Raw genomic sequence first — 17,319 nt, 5'->3', positions numbered from 1 at the left:
CACAATGGAAAGCGGCGCCGCGGTACGCGGCGCCGCCAGGCCGCAAAGGCCAAAAAGCTTACGGACCCGCTTCGGCAATCTGTTGTCGTTCCGATGGGCCGCGATCGCGCTGATCCTCATCGGCTGGTTCGTCTACTATCCGATCGTCGACAACTTCATCGTCAGCACCACCGACCAGGATATCTATACCGGCGAGGTCACCAATGTCGGCCTCGCCAACTACGACCGGCTTCTGCATGACCCAGTCGTGCTCCTCGCGCTCTGGAACAACTGCCTTTACGCCATCATCTCCATCGTCTTTCAGGTCTTCGGCGCGTTTCTGCTGGCGGCCATCATCGAGGATCTGAGGAGCGAGCGTTGGCGCCGCTTGTGGCGCGCCATCTATTTCGTGCCTTCCGCCATCTCGATCACAGTGACCGGCCTGCTGTTCTACTTCATCTACCAGCCGCAGATCGGCTTGCTGGATGCGGCGCTCAGCCGCGTTGGTCTCAGCCAGCTCGTCCTGCCCTGGCTCGGCAACGAGCACACGGCCATCTACGCCATCATTGCCATGAGCCAATGGCAGGGTTTTGGCTACTCGACGCTGCTGTTTGCCATCGCCATTCAGAAAATCCCGCGCGACCTCTACGACGCCGCCACGATGGACGGAGCCGGTCCGCTCCGCCGCCTGTGGAGCATCACCTTTCCGCTGACGCGGGAAATGACTGGGCTGATGATCATCGTCACCATCACCGGCGCGTTCCAGGTGTTCAACGAGGTCATGGTCATGACCGCGGGCGGGCCTAACAACAGCAGCCAGGTCCTTGGCACATGGCTCTACCAGAAGGCCTTCATCGAGGACAATTTCGGCTATGGCTCCGCGATCGCCGCCGTCATCTTCGTTCTAACCATGCTTACCGGCGCGGCACAGCTCTGGTACACCAAGCGTCGCCGGGTGCAGCTATGAGCGCGACCGTTGCGGCCGGGCGGGCCCGGCATGTGAATGTGTGGTCGGTCATCGCCAGGACATTCCTCTATTCGTTCCTCGTCTGCCTCGGCGTCGTCGTCATCTATCCGCTGATCTGGATGGCGCTCAGCGGCTTCAAGGACAATGCGCAGATCTTCGGCGATCCCTTCGCCCTGCCTGTCCATTGGTCATGGAACAATTATGTCCAGGCGTGGAATCAGGGCGTTCGCGGCTATGTGACGGTCTCCGTCCTGGTGACCGTGGCCTCCGCCATATGCACGGTGCTCATCAGCGCCTGGACCGCCTTCGGCCTGACCCGGACCAGGATGCCGGCAAAGCCGCTGGTCATCGCTATCGTGCTGGGCGGGCTGATGCTGAGCCCCACCGTGGCGATCATTCCGCTGGTGAAGATGCTGCAGGCGCTTGGCCTCTACAACACCTACTGGGCACTGATCATTCTGTACACGGCGTTCCGGGTACCGTTCACCACCTTCCTGATCCGCGCCTACATGCTGGATCTGCCTGGAGATATCGACGAGGCGGCGACGATGGACGGCGCCAGCGAAGGCCAGATATTCTGGCGCATCACCCTGCCGCTGTGCCGGCCGATCATCATCTCATGCGTCATCCTGCATGTTCTGTTCGCCTGGAACGAATATCTGTTCGCCATGATCTTCACGAGTGGCAGCGATGTGCAGACGCTGCCGGTTGGCCTCACCTCGATCATGGCAACGCACGGGACCAACTATGCCGTTGTCTTCGCCGCCATGACGATCTCGGCCTTGCCCATCGTGATCGTGTTCTTTGCCGCGCAGCGCTACTTCATTCGTGGCCTGTCCGAAGGCATCGGCAAGTAGCCATTCCCTGAAAGGACCCCTTCATGCCGCAGCTCGCTTTCCATCAGCTGATCGGAGCCGACATTTGCCTTCCGACCTTCCGGGTGCCGGCATGACGCAGCCAAAGCTCGTCGCCGTTGGGGACAATTGCCTCGACACCTATCTCACCAGCGGCCTGCTCACCGTCGGTGGCAACGCGCTGAATGTTGCAGCGCAGTGGCGGCGCAACGGCTGGACGGCACGCTATTTCGGCGCCGTCGGCGAGGACCCCGAGGGTGACGTGGTGCTTGCCGAACTGGCAGGTGTCGGCCTGTCGCCAGACGATGTCGAACGGCGCCCCGGCGACACTGCCGTCACCTTGCTCCGTGATGAATCCGGTGAGCGCAAGTTCCTGCACGAATCTTTCGGGGTCGGTGAAAACTACATGCCGGCGCCGGAGCATTATGCGGCCCTCGCCAGAGCCGACTGGGCGCATCTCGGCACCAACGCCAACAAGGACCTTGTCCGACGATTGGTGGCAGACCATGTGCCGTTCAGCATCGACGTATCGACGGCGCATCTGGCGCTGCCGCTCGACGGTGTGCCACTGCTGTTTGCCTCTGGACCCGACGAGGTCGATAAGCCGGTCGAGCCGTTGCTCACCGCACTCAGGGCCGCCGGTGCGCGGCAGGTTGTCGTCACCTGCGGACGCCGCGGCTCCTATTTCGACGACGGCAAGGGCGTCGTGCATGCGCCGGCCACACCGGTCGACGTGGTCGACACATGCGGTGCCGGCGACAGTTTCATCGCCACATTCCTGACCGCGCTCCGCTTCGAAGGCCGGGGGGCAGCCGAAGCGCTGCACATGGCTTCAGTGGCGGCGGCGCAGACCTGTATTCATCTCGGCGGATTTCCCCAGAAGCCACGTCCCATACCAGAATGGCTGCCGGCCAAATACGCCAGCTTCACCACCGGCGCGCAGGGAGCCTGACCGTGACGACACTTCGTTTGCGACAGCCGGCAGTAGCGCTTCCTTCCGACCGGTCGTTCTGGCTGCAGGATATCGGCGCCGGCGCGGTGACTGAGCCATTGCAGGGCAATGAGCGCGCCGATGCGGTAATCGTCGGTGGCGGCTACACCGGCCTGTGGACGGCACTGCGTATCCGCGAGCTTGCTCCCGAAACGCGGGTCATTGTGCTTGAAGCGGACCTCTGTGGTTCAGGTGCCTCGGGGCGCAATGGTGGTCAGGTCCACTCGTGGTTCGCCGAGCTCGACCAGATCAGCAGGGTCGTCGGCCTCGAAGAGGCGCGACAACTCTGTGCCGACACGGTGGCGTCGATTGCGGAGTTGAAGGCGCTGCAGCAAAACGGCACGATCGACATGGATCTGCGGCTGGACGGATGGCTGTGGACCGCGAGCTCGATTGCCCAGGAAGGCGCATGGGAGCACGCCGTTGCCATGACGGCGGCGGTTGGAGAGAACCGTTTCAAGCCGCTGACGGCCGACGACATCGAACGCCGCACCGGTTCATCCGCATCCTATGTCGGCGTCGTCGAGACGAATGCCGGTACGGTCCATCCGGCCAAGCTGGCGATCGGATTGCGCAACCTGGCATTGGCGCGTGGCGTGATCATCCATGAGCGCAGCCCGGTCCTCGATATCGAACCCGGCAGGACATGCAAGGTGTGCACGGCGCAAGGCATAGTGCAGGCCGAGAAGGTCGTGCTTGCCGCGAATGCTTGGCTCTCGGCCCTGCCGGAACTGCGCCGCCATCTCTATGTCGTCGACAGCCAGGTAATCGCCACTGCCGCCGTGCCGGACCTGCTCGACAGCATTGGCTGGCGCGATGGCGCCTCGATCTGCGATTCCCAGAACCAGGTGCTCTATTATCAGCGCACCACCACGGGCAGGGTGGTCTTCGGTCGCGGCAGCGGCAATGTGGCCTTCAGCGGGAATTTCGGCGCCAACTTTAATCGCAGTCCGGAGCATGGCCGCGACAATGTGCGGGAGTTGCATCGGGTCTATCCGGCGCTGCGTGGCGTGCCGGTCGAGTATGACTGGGCAGGCCCCATCGATTGCGTGCCCGAACACGTTCCCGTCTTCGATCACCTACGCGGCCATCCCAACATCTTCTACGGCATGGGCTTCAACGGAACCGGCATTGCGCAGACGCCGATTGCCGGACGCATCCTGGCCAGCCTTGTCCTGGAGCGCAAGGATCGCTGGAGCGCCAGTGGCCTGGTCGGCATCGCGCGGCGCATGTCGCTGCCGCCAGAGCCGTTCCGCTACCTCGGCGCCAAGCTCGTCCGCAGCGCGGTGCGCGGCAAGAACGAAGCCGAGATCCGCAACCGGAAGGCGGACAGGATCACCAATCTGCTGGCCGGGCTGAAGCCTGGCCGCCGCAAGAAATAGGCGAGCATCTTGCCCAGCGTCATGCAATCGAGGAGAGCACAATGGCCGATCTGACCCTCAGGCAAATCAGGAAGTCTTACGGCAGTGTCGATATCCTCCATGGCATCGACCTCGACATAAGATCGGGCGAGTTCATCGTCTTCGTTGGCCCTTCGGGTTGCGGCAAGTCGACCTTGCTGCGGTCGATCGCCGGGCTGGAGGAAATCACATCCGGTGACCTGTGCATCGATGGCGAAGTGATCAATGACGTGCCGCCGTCGAAGCGGGGCATCGCCATGGTGTTCCAGTCCTATGCGCTCTATCCGCATATGACGGTCTACGAGAACATGGCCTTCGGCATGCGGATCGCCAAGGTCGGCAAGGCCGAGATCGACCAAAGGGTAAAACAGGCGGCGGAAATCCTGCAGCTGACCAAGTATCTCGATCGTCTGCCCAAGGCGATGTCGGGCGGCCAGCGCCAGCGCGTCGCCATCGGCCGCGCCATCGTGCGCAATCCCAAGGTGTTCCTGTTCGACGAGCCATTGTCGAATCTCGACGCGGCACTGCGCGTTGCCACCCGCATCGAGATCGCCAAGCTCAAGGAATCGATGCCGAACACGACGATGATCTATGTCACCCACGACCAGGTCGAGGCGATGACGCTGGCCGACCGCATCGTGGTGCTGAAGGACGGCTATGTCGAACAGGTCGGCACGCCGATGGATCTCTACAAAAGGCCCGGCAATCTGTTCGTTGCCCAGTTCATCGGCTCTCCGGCCATGAACATCGTGCCGGCGAGGATAGAGACCGCCGGTGCGACAACGGCAATCAGCCATATCGGCGGAAACAAGGTCAATGTGCCCTTGCCGACGCCGGCGTCCGCCAAGGGAGCAGCCGTCAGCTTCGGCGTGCGGCCGGAGGACCTGTTCATCGTCACCGGGTCTGATTTCCTGTTCGAGGGAAAGGTCGACTTTGTCGAGCAACTCGGCGAGGTGCAGCTGGTCTATGTCGATATCGGTCGCGCCGACCTGCCACTGGTCACCAAGCTACCTGGCAATCTCGAGGTCAAGCGTGGTGCGACGGTGCGTTTGAACGCCAACCCAGGCGATCTTCATATCTTCGATGCAGATGGATGTTCGGTCCTCCAGCAGTAAGCCGCCCACGGATAAACGGGACCTGCCTGTCGCCAGAGACGGGACGTGCCGAATTGCACGCGGCGCTGACCGCTACCTTTTGACATCGGCAAGGTCCGTGGCCGTCAGGCGCATCGATTCGCGTCAGCCTTCAAACGCCGCGCTTCGACTTTTCCCTTGGGTTCGGACATTTCAATTTGGATGCCGCACCCCCGCTTGACGTAGGCATCTACGGCTTTCTGTTTGAGGGCGGGCCAACGGATCCGCGCTCAATGATCGCGGTCGGCAGAATGAGCCTTTCGGGCGGTCTTGTTTCGCCCTTCAGGCGACGAATGAGCAGTTCCGCGACGCTTTTTCCAAGCGCGTAGACGGGCTGATCGACGACGGTGATGGGCGGGGTTGTGACGCTCGTCCAGTCCGCATCATGGAAGGTGATCAGCGAAATATCCTCGGGAACCCGGAGGCCGCGCTGTCGGATGACCCTGAATATCTCCAGCGCTATGAGGCTGTCGGAGGCAAGGATCGCCGTCGGCCGATCGGGCCCGGACAACAGCTTGTCGGCGACCCTGCGCGTTTGGTCGGGGCTTGTTGCACCAAGGCGAACATAGCGCTCTGGCCGATCAATTCCGGCGTCTCGGCACACGGTGAGGAAACCGTCGATACGCTCGCGAACCGACGAGGTGTAGATTTGCCCGAGATCGCGGTATTCATGCCCCTCGGCGTCGACCGCGGTGACATAGGCGATATTGCGGTGGCCGGCATCCGCAAGGATGCGGGTCGCTTGCATGGCGATGCAGCGATCGTCGACCGTGACCGTATCGACATCCAGATCGGGCAGCGCCCGGTCAAGCAGGGCAAGCGGGCGGCCTGAACGATGGATGTCGCGCAAGTGCGAGATGTCACGCGATTCCGAAGGCGTGACGATCAGCCCGTCGACGCGCTTGCCGATCAACAGCCGCACCGCTGCTTTTTCCATCTCGATCCGCTCGCCGGAATTGGCCAGAATGACGTTGAATCCGGCTGCCCTTGCCGCGTCGCTGATGCCGCGCACCGCGAGGCTGAAGAATGGGTTCTCGATGTCGCCGACCACCACCCCGATGATGCCGGACCTACCGGTCGTCATGCTGCGGGCCAGCTCGTTCGGACGGTAGTCCAGTGTCTTGGCTGCGGCCATGACGTCGGCGCGGATCGTGTCGCTGACGACGCCATATCCACCGAGCACGCGCGCGGCCGTCGCTTTCGACACGTTTGCCGCGCGGGCGACGTCGCTGACTGTTATCGACCGGGTTTTGGGCGCGGTTCTTTTCATAGGATGAACGACTACAAGAGTTGTTGACGGAAGGTCAATCTGGCGTTAACGATTATCAAAGAGACCGGTCTCACGCAATAAGAGACCGGTCTCTTTTGAGAAAATGATCGAGCCAAGAGGCGTGATGACTGCCTGCCGTGCAACCGCTATCGCGGCTACGGAGGATGTGAGGCGTGAAATTACGGGCTCAACGTAAGTGCCAAGAAGAACAGACCTTCAGAGTGGAGAGAAGACATGAGCAGGATTGGAATTCTCAAGTCGTTGATGTCGCCGGTAAAGGCCGGCGCAATGGCTCTTATGGTTGTGTGCATTGGAGCAGGTTTGGTTTCGCGGGCTGCTGCCGCAGATGACAATCCCTATGGCCTTATCGATGCGAAGGTCATCAGCGTCGGTACCATGGGAGACGCCAAACCCTACGCTTTCACTCAGGCGGATGGAACGTTCACGGGCTTCGACATTGAATTCTTCCGGAACGTCGCAAGCCGCCTTGGATTCAAACCCGATCAGGTGATCTTCACCGGTCAGGAGTTCTCGGCGCTGATGCCTTCGGTTGCCAATGAGCGCTTCGACGTGGCGGTCGCGGCGATCGGCACGACGGAAGCGCGCAAGAAGACAGTCGACTTTTCCGACGGCTATCTCGCAGGCTATCTCTCGGTGCTTACCGCCGACAAGGCGATAACTTCGGCGGATGGGCTTAAGGGCAAGCGTCTTGGCGTCGTGCAGGGTACGCTGCAGGAAATCTATGCGGCGAAGAATTTTGTCGGGACGGATCTCGTCAAATTCCCTGACAACAACTCCGCCGTTTCCGCGCTCAACAATGGAACCGTCGACGCGCATTTCCTCGATTACGAGGCCGCCAAGCAATATGGCGAGCGTTATCCGGGGCTGACGATAGCGGTCAATATTCCTTCCTTCGACGCGCCTGCGGGCTTCGTCGTGCGCAAGGGCAACGACAAGCTTCGCGATGCGCTGAACACGGCCCTGCATGCGGCCATGCAGGACGGCACCTGGAAGACGCTTTATGAGAAGTGGTTCCCCGGCTCGCCGATGCCTGACCAATATCTCCCCAAGAAGTGACCGCACCAGCCGCCGGCCGTGAAGCCGGCGGCTGGAAGACATGCTGTTGCGCCTGATTTCTGGGCGGCGCGAATGGCGCAATGGAAGGGGATCGAATGAACTGGCTTGAAAACCTGCGCCGCAGTTTCCTCGACTGGCAGGCCATGGCGGACGTGCTGCCGAGCATGATCACCATTGGATTGAAGAACACTTTGATCCTCGCGGCCACTTCCACGGTGCTCGGGGTTATCCTCGGCATGATCCTCGCGGTCATGGGCATCTCGCAATCGCGCTGGTTGCGCATTCCGGCCCGGGTCTACACCGATATTTTTCGTGGCCTTCCGGCGATCGTCACGATTCTGCTGATCGGCCAGGGCTTCGCCCGCATAGGCCGTGAAATCTTCGGACCCTCGCCCTATCCGCTCGGCATTCTCGCCCTCAGCCTGATCGCCGGCGCCTATATCGGCGAAATCTTCCGTTCGGGCATCCAGAGCGTCGAGCGCGGGCAGATGGAAGCCTGCAGGGCGCTCAGCATGAGCTACGGGCAAGGCATGCGCCTGATCGTCATCCCGCAAGGCATCCGTCGCGTCTTGCCGGCTCTGGTCAACCAGTTCATCGGCAACGTCAAGGATTCGAGCCTCGTCTATTTCCTCGGCCTGCTCGCGTCGGAGCGCGAGATTTTCCGCGTCGGCCAGGACCAGGCGGTGGTCACAGGAAACCTCTCGCCATTGCTTCTGGCTGGCGTGTTCTATCTCGTCATCACCGTGCCGTTGACCCATGTGGTCAACTACATCGACAACTCGCTGCGGGTCGGAAAGCAAAAGGCCGGCCTCGTCACCAGCGGTCTTGCCGAGGTGAGCGAACTGGAAAGCGCCATCAGCGGTCCACCTTCGGAGGCCCGCCCTGAAGACATCTCGGCGCTTCCCCGCTTCAAGGGCGGCAGTCTCGCGATCACCAATCTCGACATGTCCTACGGCGATCTCGCGGTCCTCAAGGGCGTCAGCCTGACGGTCAAGCCTGGCACGGTCACTTGTGTCATCGGCCCGTCAGGTTCGGGTAAGTCGACCCTGTTGCGCTGCCTCAACCGCCTGGTCGAGCCGAAAGGTGGCGACGTGCTGCTCGATGGCGCGAGCACTCTGGCGATGAAGCCTGAAAAGCTGCGTCGGCGTGTCGGCATGGTGTTCCAGCATTTCAACCTGTTTCCCGACCACACAGCCCTTGAAAACGTCATGCTGTCGCTGACCAAGGTCAAGGGAATCCCAGTGCAGGAGGCCGAGCGCATCGCCGAGTCGCGCCTTGCCGATGTTGGGCTCGCCGCCCGCAAACACCATCGTCCCGGCAGCCTATCCGGTGGCCAGCAACAGCGTGTGGCAATCGCCCGTGCGCTGGCAATGGACCCGGAAGTCATCTTGTTCGACGAGGTGACCAGCGCTCTTGACCCCGAACTGGTGAAGGGTGTCCTCAACTTGATGGCGGATCTCGGCCGGCGTGGCATGACGATGGTGGTCGTGACCCATGAAATGGGCTTTGCCCGTAAGGTCGCCGATCAGGTCATCTTCATGGATGAGGGCCGTGTCATCGAGGCCGGCACGCCCGCTGCGATCTTCGACACTCCGAAAAGTGCGCGCTTGAAGCACTTCCTTGCCGAAGTGCTGTAATCCGCATCATCGCTTGGCCGAGAGACGCGTGGAAACGCCTTCGCCCCGGCCGCTCAACCTATCCTCTGCACAGTGAAAGAACATCCATGGCTATATCACATCCGGTCTCAAAGGTCGTCGTTGTCGGGGGCGGCATTTTCGGTGTCTCCACAGCTGTTCATCTTGCGCGGCTTGGCATCGAAACGATCCTCGTCAATGATGGACCGCCCGCCAAGGGGGCGTCCGGCCGCTCGCTCGCCTGGCTCAATTCCGCGCGCAAGCGGTCGGCTGAATATCATCGCCTGCGTATGATCGGCATTGAACGCTACCGGACGCTGTCGGCGAGATATCCGGATGCTGCGTGGCTGCGTTTCGATGGTGGCCTGACATGGGATGCGGACGACGCCTCGAACGAGATTGCGGATATCTTCGCCCATGAAAAATCCCTCGGCTATGGCGCGCAGCATCTGTCCGAAGGCGCGATAGCGTCAGTCACGCCGGGCATCGATGCAAGCGCTGTCACGCCTCAAGGCGCGATCTTCAATCCGGGTGAAGGGTGGGTCGACCTGCCGTCGCTGATCGAGATATTGATTGCGGAATTCGTGGAGCGCGGCGGGCGACTGGTCACTGATGCCGGCAGGGCCACGGTCACGGTTGTCGATGGTCGTGCCACTGGCGCCACCACGACAAGCGGCATCAACTTCCCTGCTGATGCTGTCCTCTTGGCGACCGGCGGTGATGTGCCGCGAATGGTTGCGGCCTCAGGCCAGCATATCGCAGATGGGACACCGATCGCTCTGCTGGTCAGGACTAAGCCGGTCGACTTAGCTCTTCGGGCCGTGCTCAACACGCCGCGCGTCGCCATTCGCCCGACGCCGGACGGAGCCCTCGCGCTCGATTCCGCCTGGTCGGAAGAAGAGGTGGTCGTCAATTCGGACGGTACTTATGGCGTGAAGGATTCGACCGTTCAGGGGCTTCTCAACGAAGCCTCAAAGGTTCTCGAGGGCCATCCGAAGCTGGAATTGGAAAGCTACGGTGTCGGCCCCAAGCCGATTCCCGCAGACGGCGAGCCGGTATTCGGCCAGTTGAAGGACATCAAGGAATACTACGTCGCCTTCAGCCACAGTGGTGCAACGCTTGGCCTGATTGCGGGCGAACTACTTGCCGGCGAGATCGCCAGCGGCATTGAGAATCCCCTGCTAGCGAACTTTCGGCCAGCTCGGTTTTCTTGAGGATCGTTGCAAAATCTGAACTGCCGCTAATCATCTACACGCTGGAGTCGTTGAATGTCCGCACCACGTGCTTCCGAACCCCGCTCCAGGTCCAAAAGCAGACTGGCAGCTCTCGGCCCATTTCAGTCATCCCGATCGCAGGCCAGTTGGGCCGTTCCTGGCGCAACATATCCTTATATCCTTTCAGCGAACGGCGGTTGCCGATATCTCCGGCGTTCGGGAGGTTGAGGCACGAAATCGCGCTGCATTGTGGGGCAGGGAAGGGCGCATATCTTGCCTCCAACAACGCCTTCGCTGGACAATTGCCCACATTTGCCTTCTATCACCCGTCGCCCGGAGGTTGGGCGGACCAAAGTGAAACTCGCAAATCCTTGATTTCAGGTGGAAATTAGCGACCAGTCGTGATCCATAATGACCGTGGGGTGTCGAGTGGGATCGTTGTGCATCACGGTCAGTCACGCTCGATCACGGATCGCTGGCCAACTTCGTCGACGCCCAGCGCACCGGCGGCTTGAACCGCAACAAGACGCAGTTGCTTAACTTCGTCGCCAGCATCATCACCATGGTGGCTGTCGGCATCGCTCTCGGCGAAAGCATGAATACGGTGCTCGCAGTCTTCGGCGTCTGGGCGGTCCTTTCGGGCCTCTTTCAGCTTGCAACCGCGGTCAGGCGCTGGAAGTCCGGCGCGCAGTGGGCAATGGTGCTGAGCGGCGCTCAGTCGGCACTGGCAGGCATTTTCTTTGTGAAGATGGCGGGCAGTGCTGCGACGATCGACATCGCCAATGTCGCGCCCTATGCCGCCTTCGGCGCCTTCTACTTCCTCGTCTCCGCTGTCTGGCTCACGGTGAGTGACGTGCGGCGAAAGTCGGCCCAGGCGGCTAGCTGAAAGCATCGCCTGTCAAACGATCCCATGCCACCGCCCTTGCCAGAGGAAGGGGACTTAGTTGCCATAGGTCCCGTTCCTATTTCCACCTATAAAGCAAAAATTCGCGGACTTGTCGCGCCATGATATTTCGCACATTCGAGACCTGCTATGCCACTGCGCGTCCTTGTTAATCCAGACCGCACGCTCTTTCGCGGCCGGCTCGGCGCTGTTTGGTTGCGTTCACAGCTTCGCGCCTTTGGGTGGTCCGTCGGCCTTCTTTCTCGACGCTGATCGAGAGATTTCTAAGGACCGTCGATGTTGAAGACGGGACGCTGTTCGATTTCTGCGCCCACAAGGCAAACTTCGGACACGGCTGAAGTCATTGCCAAAGCTGGAATCCTGCGAGAACTGTTGCCTTAATGGCCGAAATTGGTGTGGAAAATTGACGACGGGACCGAATTTGCGGTCCATCATTCACGCCGGCTACAGCCTGGGCCACTGAAGTTTCTTTTAGAGAAAAATCTAACCCAGTCAGATTGTGATTGATACCCGTCAGGATGATCGTGAGGTCCGCCGTCGTATTGCCGTCCACGTCGGCCTGAACAATTGTGTTTCCGCCGCCCTCATACCACGTAACGCTGTGCGCAACGACGTTTGAGGCGTGACCCGCGACCTTGGGCTTACCGCTCGTCGCATCCGGCAACTCACTGCGGCCAGTTGTCAGCCTGTTTCCGGGCTCTAGCTCGCCGCTCGCGGCAACCACCTCAAGGAGCCGCAATGACGGACGCGGTTTTTTGCTTTCACCGGCAGCCGCGACGGTCATTTTGGCCAAAACCGGCTTGATGGAACATTAGCGACCTCTAAATGTTTGTGCTTCGCGGCAGGTTGGTGCCCCTCCATCGCGCCTGCCGAAGATCGGGCCTCGATCGCCTGATCGGCCCGCGCTCTCCCGCCGAGGCGCGGGCTTTAACTGACCTGGGGAAGAGATGACCGACAAACCGGCCACAACCTACATCGTCAGCGTGTTCGAGAAGCCGCATTGGCGCACAGTGCTAACGACGAAGGACAAGGCAGCCGCAGAGGCGCTTGAACAGGCGATCGTACAGGACGGTGTTAGGGCGCAGAACGACGAGATCGCGCCGAAGAAGCGCTGACCGCAATTCAACGCTCGATCACATCGGATAACGTTTGCGTTCCCTCCTCACTCCAACGCCGGGGTGGCCTCTTACATGTCGTTGCGGGCCGAGAACCGCCGGCGATGGTCCAACACCGCGACACGACGCGTCCGGACGGCCCATTTCGGAGAGCGGTTTTTACCGCTCCTTCGATTATAGGGAGAAGTCATCATGCGCTCTTTCATGCCAAAAATCATCGCGGCCGCATCGATCTTCGCGGCCATACCACTTTCGAGCGCCTATGCAGTGCACCGTCACCACAGGGCACAGGTCGACCCCACAACCACGGCATCGGTGCCGGTGGATCCGGCAACGAGAGCAGCGGTCGTGCAGTTGCTGAGCGTGAAGCAGGGTATCCGTGAGGCTAGGCAGGTCGGTAAGATCACGCAGGACCAAGCCCGCGACCTGATGCAGCAGGCGGATACTATCCAACACACCGCGTTGACTTCCGGAGGCCGTTCGGCGCTGGGACAGATCGATGCGCTGGGTCAGCGGCTTCAGAATGCCACCGGCCAGGGAACATACATGGGTGACGGTGCCGACGGCGGCTACTATCCGAACGGCTGACGAACATACGCTCTAAAGGGGCCGCCGGCGTGAGCGAGTAACGATCAAGCCTTCCGCAACCTCACCCCGGCGCCGCCGGCCACCAGCAGTCCGCCGCGTGCCCCCACGCGACGGACCTCTGATGGGAGCGGCTACATCCCAAAGGAATCAACCGCTTGTAGTTGTATTGTGAACTGCGGGATCGCGTTAGCCTATGGTGTGATCGCGGAAGCCCAAAGGTGCGGATCGAGGAGATCACGCCGAAGCCGAAGAGGCGTTGAAATGTCGCGCGACATCGCAGATTCGCGATGCTCGGGATTAAAAGGCCGTCCCAGGTGAATGCAGATTTGAACGGCCTTCTCATGAAACAGCAGAGCTTAGTAGGCCTTCTTAGGGGCTGCCTTCTTCGTAGTGTGCTTCTTGTGCTTCACCGGGCACTTGTGTTTCTTGGTCGCCTTGCAGGCCTTCTTGGCGGGTGTAGCGTGATGATGAAGGCGATGTTGGTTCGTCGTGGCAGCGGCAGGAGCAGCCGTCGTGGTCGCAGCCGCGTTGCCGAGAGCCGGCATCGAGAAGGCGAGAGCAACGGCGAGACCGAGAGCGGAAAGGAGGGACTTTTTCATGGTTTCACTTCCTTTTTTGTGCAAGTCGGATTTGAGCGTCACTGAACCGGGTCGGTCGGTGTCACTCCAAGCAGCTTCAAAGCGTTAGCGAGCATCCGGATTCCCTGTGCCTGTTTCTTGTTGGCGCAGTACCGGTTTCCCTTTCTTTGAAGTGCCCTTGCCGCGGTGACCTGCGTTGCCGTGGCATGGGTTTCGAGGGCTTCGTCAAGTTGTCGGCTGAGATTGCTGCAACGTTCGGTGCGGGTGATCGGCGCCACTTTTGCGTCGGATCCTCCAACTGCAGCCGTGACGAGCGAAATGCCGAGCAACGCACCCATCAAGCTGTTCGAGATCCTTTGCATCGCTTTGTCGCAAACCCGAGCGAGTGCTGCAGTGCTGCAGCCGATGAACTGACCCTCTAGTCGATCATACGCTTGAACGATTTCTGGAGTTTTTCTGGTGTGTTTCTGGATTGTGTCTGATGGGCTGCGCACCAAGCTTCACCCCAAAAGGCGCGCTACGATTTCAGATGGAGGAAGAGGGCCGGCGCCAGAGGGGGGAGGTTGCCTGAAAGGCGCCGGCCAGACGGAACAGATCCGCCGCGTCGCTAGGCTTAGCTGAGTCTTGACGTTACGTCACGTCGATCGGCCGTTAGGCCTTTGCCTTTCGCTTCGCGGGCGTCTTCTTAACAGGTTCAGCCTTGCGGCCGAGACCGCTAGCCTTTGCCAGCGCAGACCGTGTCGCGGCGCAGTTTGGCGCCACCATCGGTTAGTCGGAAGGCAGGCTCCACTTAGCGCGATATTCTTTTGGCGTCATGCCAAGCAAACCAAGGTGGCGTTTCATCGTCTTGAATTTGCGGCCGTCTTCCAAGCTTACGATGTGGTCGGGAAACACCGACTTCTTAGGGGTGACCGCTGGTGTTTGCGGCTCGGCTAGTCACTGGAATTGAGTTGTTGCTTACAAAATGCCGACACTACGTCGGCGGTGAGCCCTGCCAGTTCGGCAATGCGGTGATCGGTCATGTGGAGGTTCCCTGTTTATCTGTCCAACGTCTTATTGGAGCGCCTTTAAGTGCGCAACTTGGCGCGCCTGGCCCGCCGTCGCGAGCGAAGCAGCCATACTGAGCAGCGCCAGATCGCGGCGATCATCAGGGCGCCAAGCGCGGCGATGTAGACGGTCACAGTGCCTGGAGCCTAGCTGTCTGATTATCACCCCAAGCGCGAGTGTGACCGAACCGAATCCGAACATTGGCTTGCCGGCGCCTTCGAGATCAGGAATATAATCCTTCGTTGCGGCGACCCCTTCAACGGAGATCGCCATGCCTCAAAAGACCCTCGCCGACACCTTGGCCGCCCGCGAAACCATATACGTCAACTGCGGGCATCCGATGTGCTGCAAGTCGATAAAGCTCGATATCCAAGCGCTGATCGACAGGCTTGGCCCGGATCACGGTTCGATGCATTGGGATCTGGTCGGGCTCTTCGGCTGCTCGGATTGCAAGGCGGCGGGCCGCGATCAGCGGCCCGATGTTCTTCGCATGCATCCCCGACTACGAAGGGCAACAGCGGGACCGGAATCGCGACTGGAGGCCGACATTCGATAGCGCCAAGCGAGGGGCGTAGAGCGACTTCACCAGCGCGCCCGAACAGCCCAGCGGCCTGGTTGCCAAGAGTGACCGGCAGCTAGGCCGCTGGGCTGACCGGCGGGGCGGGTTGAGAGCGGCGCCGGCTGGCGAATATATACGCTATCGCTAATATAGGCGGAACACACCCATACGAACGAAGGAAGTACCAAAAGGTGGAGAACAAGCCGGCGACGACCTACGTCGTGCACCACGCGATATAGTGGCTGTGATGTCCCGCAACGGATCAATTGCGCTTGGCACCGTAATTGCGTCGTTGATCAAAACAGCAGGATATCCCTCCATATGATCGAAAGCGCTCCTAAGATCGGCTGCAATCGATGCAAAGTGCCCCTCAGCTGCGTCGGTGATCCGCAAGGGTCCGACCTCTTATCCTGCCCCAATTGCCGGATTTCCGACACATACGACAACGTCATGCTTGAACTTGGCCAGCGCACTGCGGACGCACTCTGGCGCGCGCTCTACCGACCTGTCCCCCCGAGGGTCTATCGTTTCGCCCTTCTCTTTCGGACGGTGATCTCGAAGCCGACAAGTTCAACGCTACAGCAAGGCCGAGAACAGGCGATGGGCGGTGCAGCTGATGGCGGGGGTCGATCCCTGCCGGCTAGGCGGAAGAGGCGTCACCCCCGCAAGGGCGTGCTTGACGATTTTAGCGAATAAGCGGCGCCCGCCTACATCTCGTTGTTGTTGATGATGCCGGCTTCGCCGTCGGGCAGCTGTCTAGCTGTGTGGTAGCGGTGAGGTTTTGAACCCCCGAGACGAAACACCTTTATTATCAACCAGTTGAGAGAAATCAAGACTGCCCGGGGTCACGCTCGGGACCCTTTTTTGCCAAAAATATACAACAATATCATATGGTTGATTGACAGTGATGGTAGCGGGAGACCGCTACATCGCAAGACCCACTATCGAAGAGGCGTTCTTCTGCCATCGACGGCACGCGGCTTAGTCGAAATCTTCCATTTTGGAGAAGAGGTTAGCCGACGCCCCTCCGAAGGCAGAGGTCACATCCCCCTTCTGGGAGAAGACCATACGGAAGGTCAAATACTGAGATATTCTTACCTGACGCTGATACAGTGGTCATGCCGGTATTGCATCTTCTGCGTACTTCCCTGCGGCCACGTCTGACGAACCAGAGCCATGACGAAAGACGGGCGCGCCATGCACAGTCTTCGCGTCGGGTGTCGATGCCGAGAATCGGCGGCCAATGCTCGCGGTCTGCGGCGCGACATTCGCGAGGCTGTTCTGGATCAAGCTCTTCGCATGAAGATAGTCGTAGAGGCCGAAACCGAACCAGCCACCGAGCGCCTGAAGAACGACGTCCGCCATGCCGTATCCTGGCACGATGGCGAGCACGGGCTTTTCGAGCGCAAGAGAGATATTCCACGCGAGCGCCGCACTTCCAAGCGCCGAGCTCCCGGTCATCAAAGTCAGCTGTGCCACTGCCTAAAAGCGGACGTTAGTGACGACCGCACTAGAGGTCGCGGTTGCGCCAGGACCGCACCTAGATCCGAACCCATTCACGACCTTCCTCATTGGGCGAACGGCAATGATGGTTCAGGTCAGCGCAGTCATGTGACGCCTGCGAAGTTCGCAGTCGGAGATGTCACGCTGACGCTGGATCACCAATAGGTGACAAGCTCGCGAAGGTACGCAGGACTCATACCGTCGCGCCACCCGTAGCGATCCGCTGTACTTCGGGTCTTCCGCTTGCAGTGCTGCCATGCTTAATTCGAGTAAATTCACATCAAATTATAGAGTTGCCACGTGATACCAATCTACATTGGGTATGATCCACGCGAATCCCGAGTTCTAGACGTAGCGCGATGGAGCGCCTACCGGCGGACAAGCACGCCGTTGCAGATACAGCCACTCGTGCTCAAAGACCTTGAAGCCCAAGGAATCATGAAGCGACCGATGGTGGTACGTGATGGTAAGCTCTGGTGCCCGATTTCCGAGGCACCGATGTCGAC

The 17,319-nt window shown here is 60.3% G+C and carries 17 protein-coding genes and 2 pseudogenes; 12 read left to right on the top strand and 7 right to left on the bottom strand.

The window, feature by feature from the left end:
- Positions 1 to 4: 4 nt before the first annotated feature.
- From B5V02_RS21015 to B5V02_RS20995, 5 genes are all read left to right on the top strand, one after another.
- On the top strand, positions 5 to 946 hold the full coding sequence (locus B5V02_RS21015) for a carbohydrate ABC transporter permease (protein WP_245446074.1): 942 nt from the start codon (positions 5 to 7) through the stop codon (positions 944 to 946).
- Positions 943 to 1,803 carry a carbohydrate ABC transporter permease gene (locus B5V02_RS21010; RefSeq protein ID WP_111546034.1) on the top strand — a complete coding sequence of 287 codons (861 nt, stop codon included), beginning with the start codon at positions 943 to 945 and terminating at the stop codon, positions 1,801 to 1,803. The genes B5V02_RS21015 and B5V02_RS21010 overlap by 4 nt, the downstream gene beginning before the upstream one ends.
- A 64-nt stretch (positions 1,804 to 1,867) precedes the next feature.
- Positions 1,868 to 2,752: a PfkB family carbohydrate kinase gene (locus tag B5V02_RS21005; protein ID WP_245446071.1), complete on the top strand. Its 885-nt coding sequence runs from the start codon at positions 1,868 to 1,870 to the stop codon at positions 2,750 to 2,752.
- A 2-nt stretch (positions 2,753 to 2,754) separates the two neighbouring features.
- Positions 2,755 to 4,173 (top strand): NAD(P)/FAD-dependent oxidoreductase, encoded by a 1,419-nt coding sequence (locus tag B5V02_RS21000; RefSeq protein ID WP_111546052.1) that lies wholly within the window; start codon positions 2,755 to 2,757, stop codon positions 4,171 to 4,173.
- Between the two features lie 41 nt (positions 4,174 to 4,214).
- Positions 4,215 to 5,306: an ABC transporter ATP-binding protein gene (locus tag B5V02_RS20995; protein WP_111546032.1), complete on the top strand. Its 1,092-nt coding sequence runs from the start codon at positions 4,215 to 4,217 to the stop codon at positions 5,304 to 5,306.
- A gap of 208 nt (positions 5,307 to 5,514) precedes the next feature.
- Here B5V02_RS20995 and B5V02_RS20990 read toward each other — a convergent pair whose 3' ends face one another.
- Positions 5,515 to 6,594: a LacI family DNA-binding transcriptional regulator gene (locus tag B5V02_RS20990; RefSeq protein WP_111546031.1), complete on the bottom strand. Its 1,080-nt coding sequence runs from the start codon at positions 6,592 to 6,594 to the stop codon at positions 5,515 to 5,517.
- Between the two features lie 234 nt (positions 6,595 to 6,828).
- Between B5V02_RS20990 and B5V02_RS20985 the strand changes: the two genes are divergently transcribed.
- The 4 genes and pseudogenes from B5V02_RS20985 to B5V02_RS20970 all read left to right on the top strand — a co-directional run.
- Positions 6,829 to 7,671, top strand: a complete 843-nt coding sequence (locus B5V02_RS20985) for an ABC transporter substrate-binding protein (protein ID WP_111546030.1) — start codon at positions 6,829 to 6,831, stop codon at positions 7,669 to 7,671.
- Positions 7,672 to 7,766: 95 nt separating this feature from the next.
- On the top strand, positions 7,767 to 9,308 hold the full coding sequence (locus B5V02_RS42295) for an amino acid ABC transporter permease/ATP-binding protein (protein ID WP_111546029.1): 1,542 nt from the start codon (positions 7,767 to 7,769) through the stop codon (positions 9,306 to 9,308).
- 86 nt (positions 9,309 to 9,394) lie between these two features.
- On the top strand, positions 9,395 to 10,519 hold the full coding sequence (locus B5V02_RS20975) for an NAD(P)/FAD-dependent oxidoreductase (RefSeq protein ID WP_111546028.1): 1,125 nt from the start codon (positions 9,395 to 9,397) through the stop codon (positions 10,517 to 10,519).
- 472 nt (positions 10,520 to 10,991) lie between these two features.
- Positions 10,992 to 11,405 (top strand): annotated as a pseudogene (locus B5V02_RS20970) (DUF308 domain-containing protein); the annotation flags it as partial.
- A gap of 358 nt (positions 11,406 to 11,763) precedes the next feature.
- Here B5V02_RS20970 and B5V02_RS40695 read toward each other — a convergent pair.
- Positions 11,764 to 12,207 (bottom strand): hypothetical protein, encoded by a 444-nt coding sequence (locus tag B5V02_RS40695; RefSeq protein ID WP_208647119.1) that lies wholly within the window; start codon positions 12,205 to 12,207, stop codon positions 11,764 to 11,766.
- Between the two features lie 163 nt (positions 12,208 to 12,370).
- On the opposite strand from B5V02_RS40695, the gene B5V02_RS40690 reads away from it, so the two are divergent.
- Together B5V02_RS40690 and B5V02_RS20960 are read left to right on the top strand one after the other, a co-directional pair.
- A complete protein-coding gene (locus B5V02_RS40690) occupies positions 12,371 to 12,538 on the top strand; it encodes a hypothetical protein (protein ID WP_167458594.1) in 168 nt (55 codons plus the stop codon).
- A 192-nt stretch (positions 12,539 to 12,730) separates the two neighbouring features.
- Complete coding sequence (locus tag B5V02_RS20960) at positions 12,731 to 13,126, top strand: hypothetical protein (protein ID WP_111546027.1); 396 nt, start codon at positions 12,731 to 12,733, stop codon at positions 13,124 to 13,126.
- Between the two features lie 356 nt (positions 13,127 to 13,482).
- Here the strand turns inward: B5V02_RS20960 and B5V02_RS20955 are convergent, their stop codons facing one another.
- The 4 genes and pseudogenes from B5V02_RS20955 to B5V02_RS20940 all read right to left on the bottom strand — a co-directional run bounded on the left by B5V02_RS20955 (position 13,483) and on the right by B5V02_RS20940 (position 15,024).
- Positions 13,483 to 13,725: a hypothetical protein gene (locus B5V02_RS20955; RefSeq protein WP_111546050.1), complete on the bottom strand. Its 243-nt coding sequence runs from the start codon at positions 13,723 to 13,725 to the stop codon at positions 13,483 to 13,485.
- A 38-nt stretch (positions 13,726 to 13,763) separates the two neighbouring features.
- Positions 13,764 to 14,066 (bottom strand): hypothetical protein, encoded by a 303-nt coding sequence (locus B5V02_RS20950; protein ID WP_111546026.1) that lies wholly within the window; start codon positions 14,064 to 14,066, stop codon positions 13,764 to 13,766.
- A gap of 289 nt (positions 14,067 to 14,355) precedes the next feature.
- Positions 14,356 to 14,637 (bottom strand): annotated as a pseudogene (locus B5V02_RS20945) (Ros/MucR family transcriptional regulator); the annotation flags it as partial.
- Positions 14,638 to 14,757: 120 nt separating this feature from the next.
- A complete protein-coding gene (locus B5V02_RS20940) occupies positions 14,758 to 15,024 on the bottom strand; it encodes a hypothetical protein (protein ID WP_111546025.1) in 267 nt (88 codons plus the stop codon).
- Between B5V02_RS20940 and B5V02_RS40155 the strand changes: the two genes are divergently transcribed.
- The gene (locus tag B5V02_RS40155; RefSeq protein WP_146606116.1) at positions 15,023 to 15,307 is read left to right on the top strand and encodes a hypothetical protein; all 285 of its coding nucleotides are present in this window, start codon (positions 15,023 to 15,025) and stop codon (positions 15,305 to 15,307) included. The genes B5V02_RS20940 and B5V02_RS40155 overlap by 2 nt on opposite strands.
- A 1,119-nt stretch (positions 15,308 to 16,426) precedes the next feature.
- Here the strand turns inward: B5V02_RS40155 and B5V02_RS20925 are convergent.
- Complete coding sequence (locus tag B5V02_RS20925) at positions 16,427 to 16,771, bottom strand: hypothetical protein (protein ID WP_111546022.1); 345 nt, start codon at positions 16,769 to 16,771, stop codon at positions 16,427 to 16,429.
- Positions 16,772 to 17,319: the final 548 nt, after the last annotated feature.

Origin of the sequence: Mesorhizobium kowhaii (assembly GCF_003253745.1) — a bacterium.
Lineage (GTDB): Bacteria > Pseudomonadota > Alphaproteobacteria > Rhizobiales > Rhizobiaceae > Mesorhizobium > Mesorhizobium kowhaii.
The sequence above is the reverse complement of the archived record's forward strand: the minus strand, read 5'-3'. Positions and strand labels throughout refer to the sequence as shown.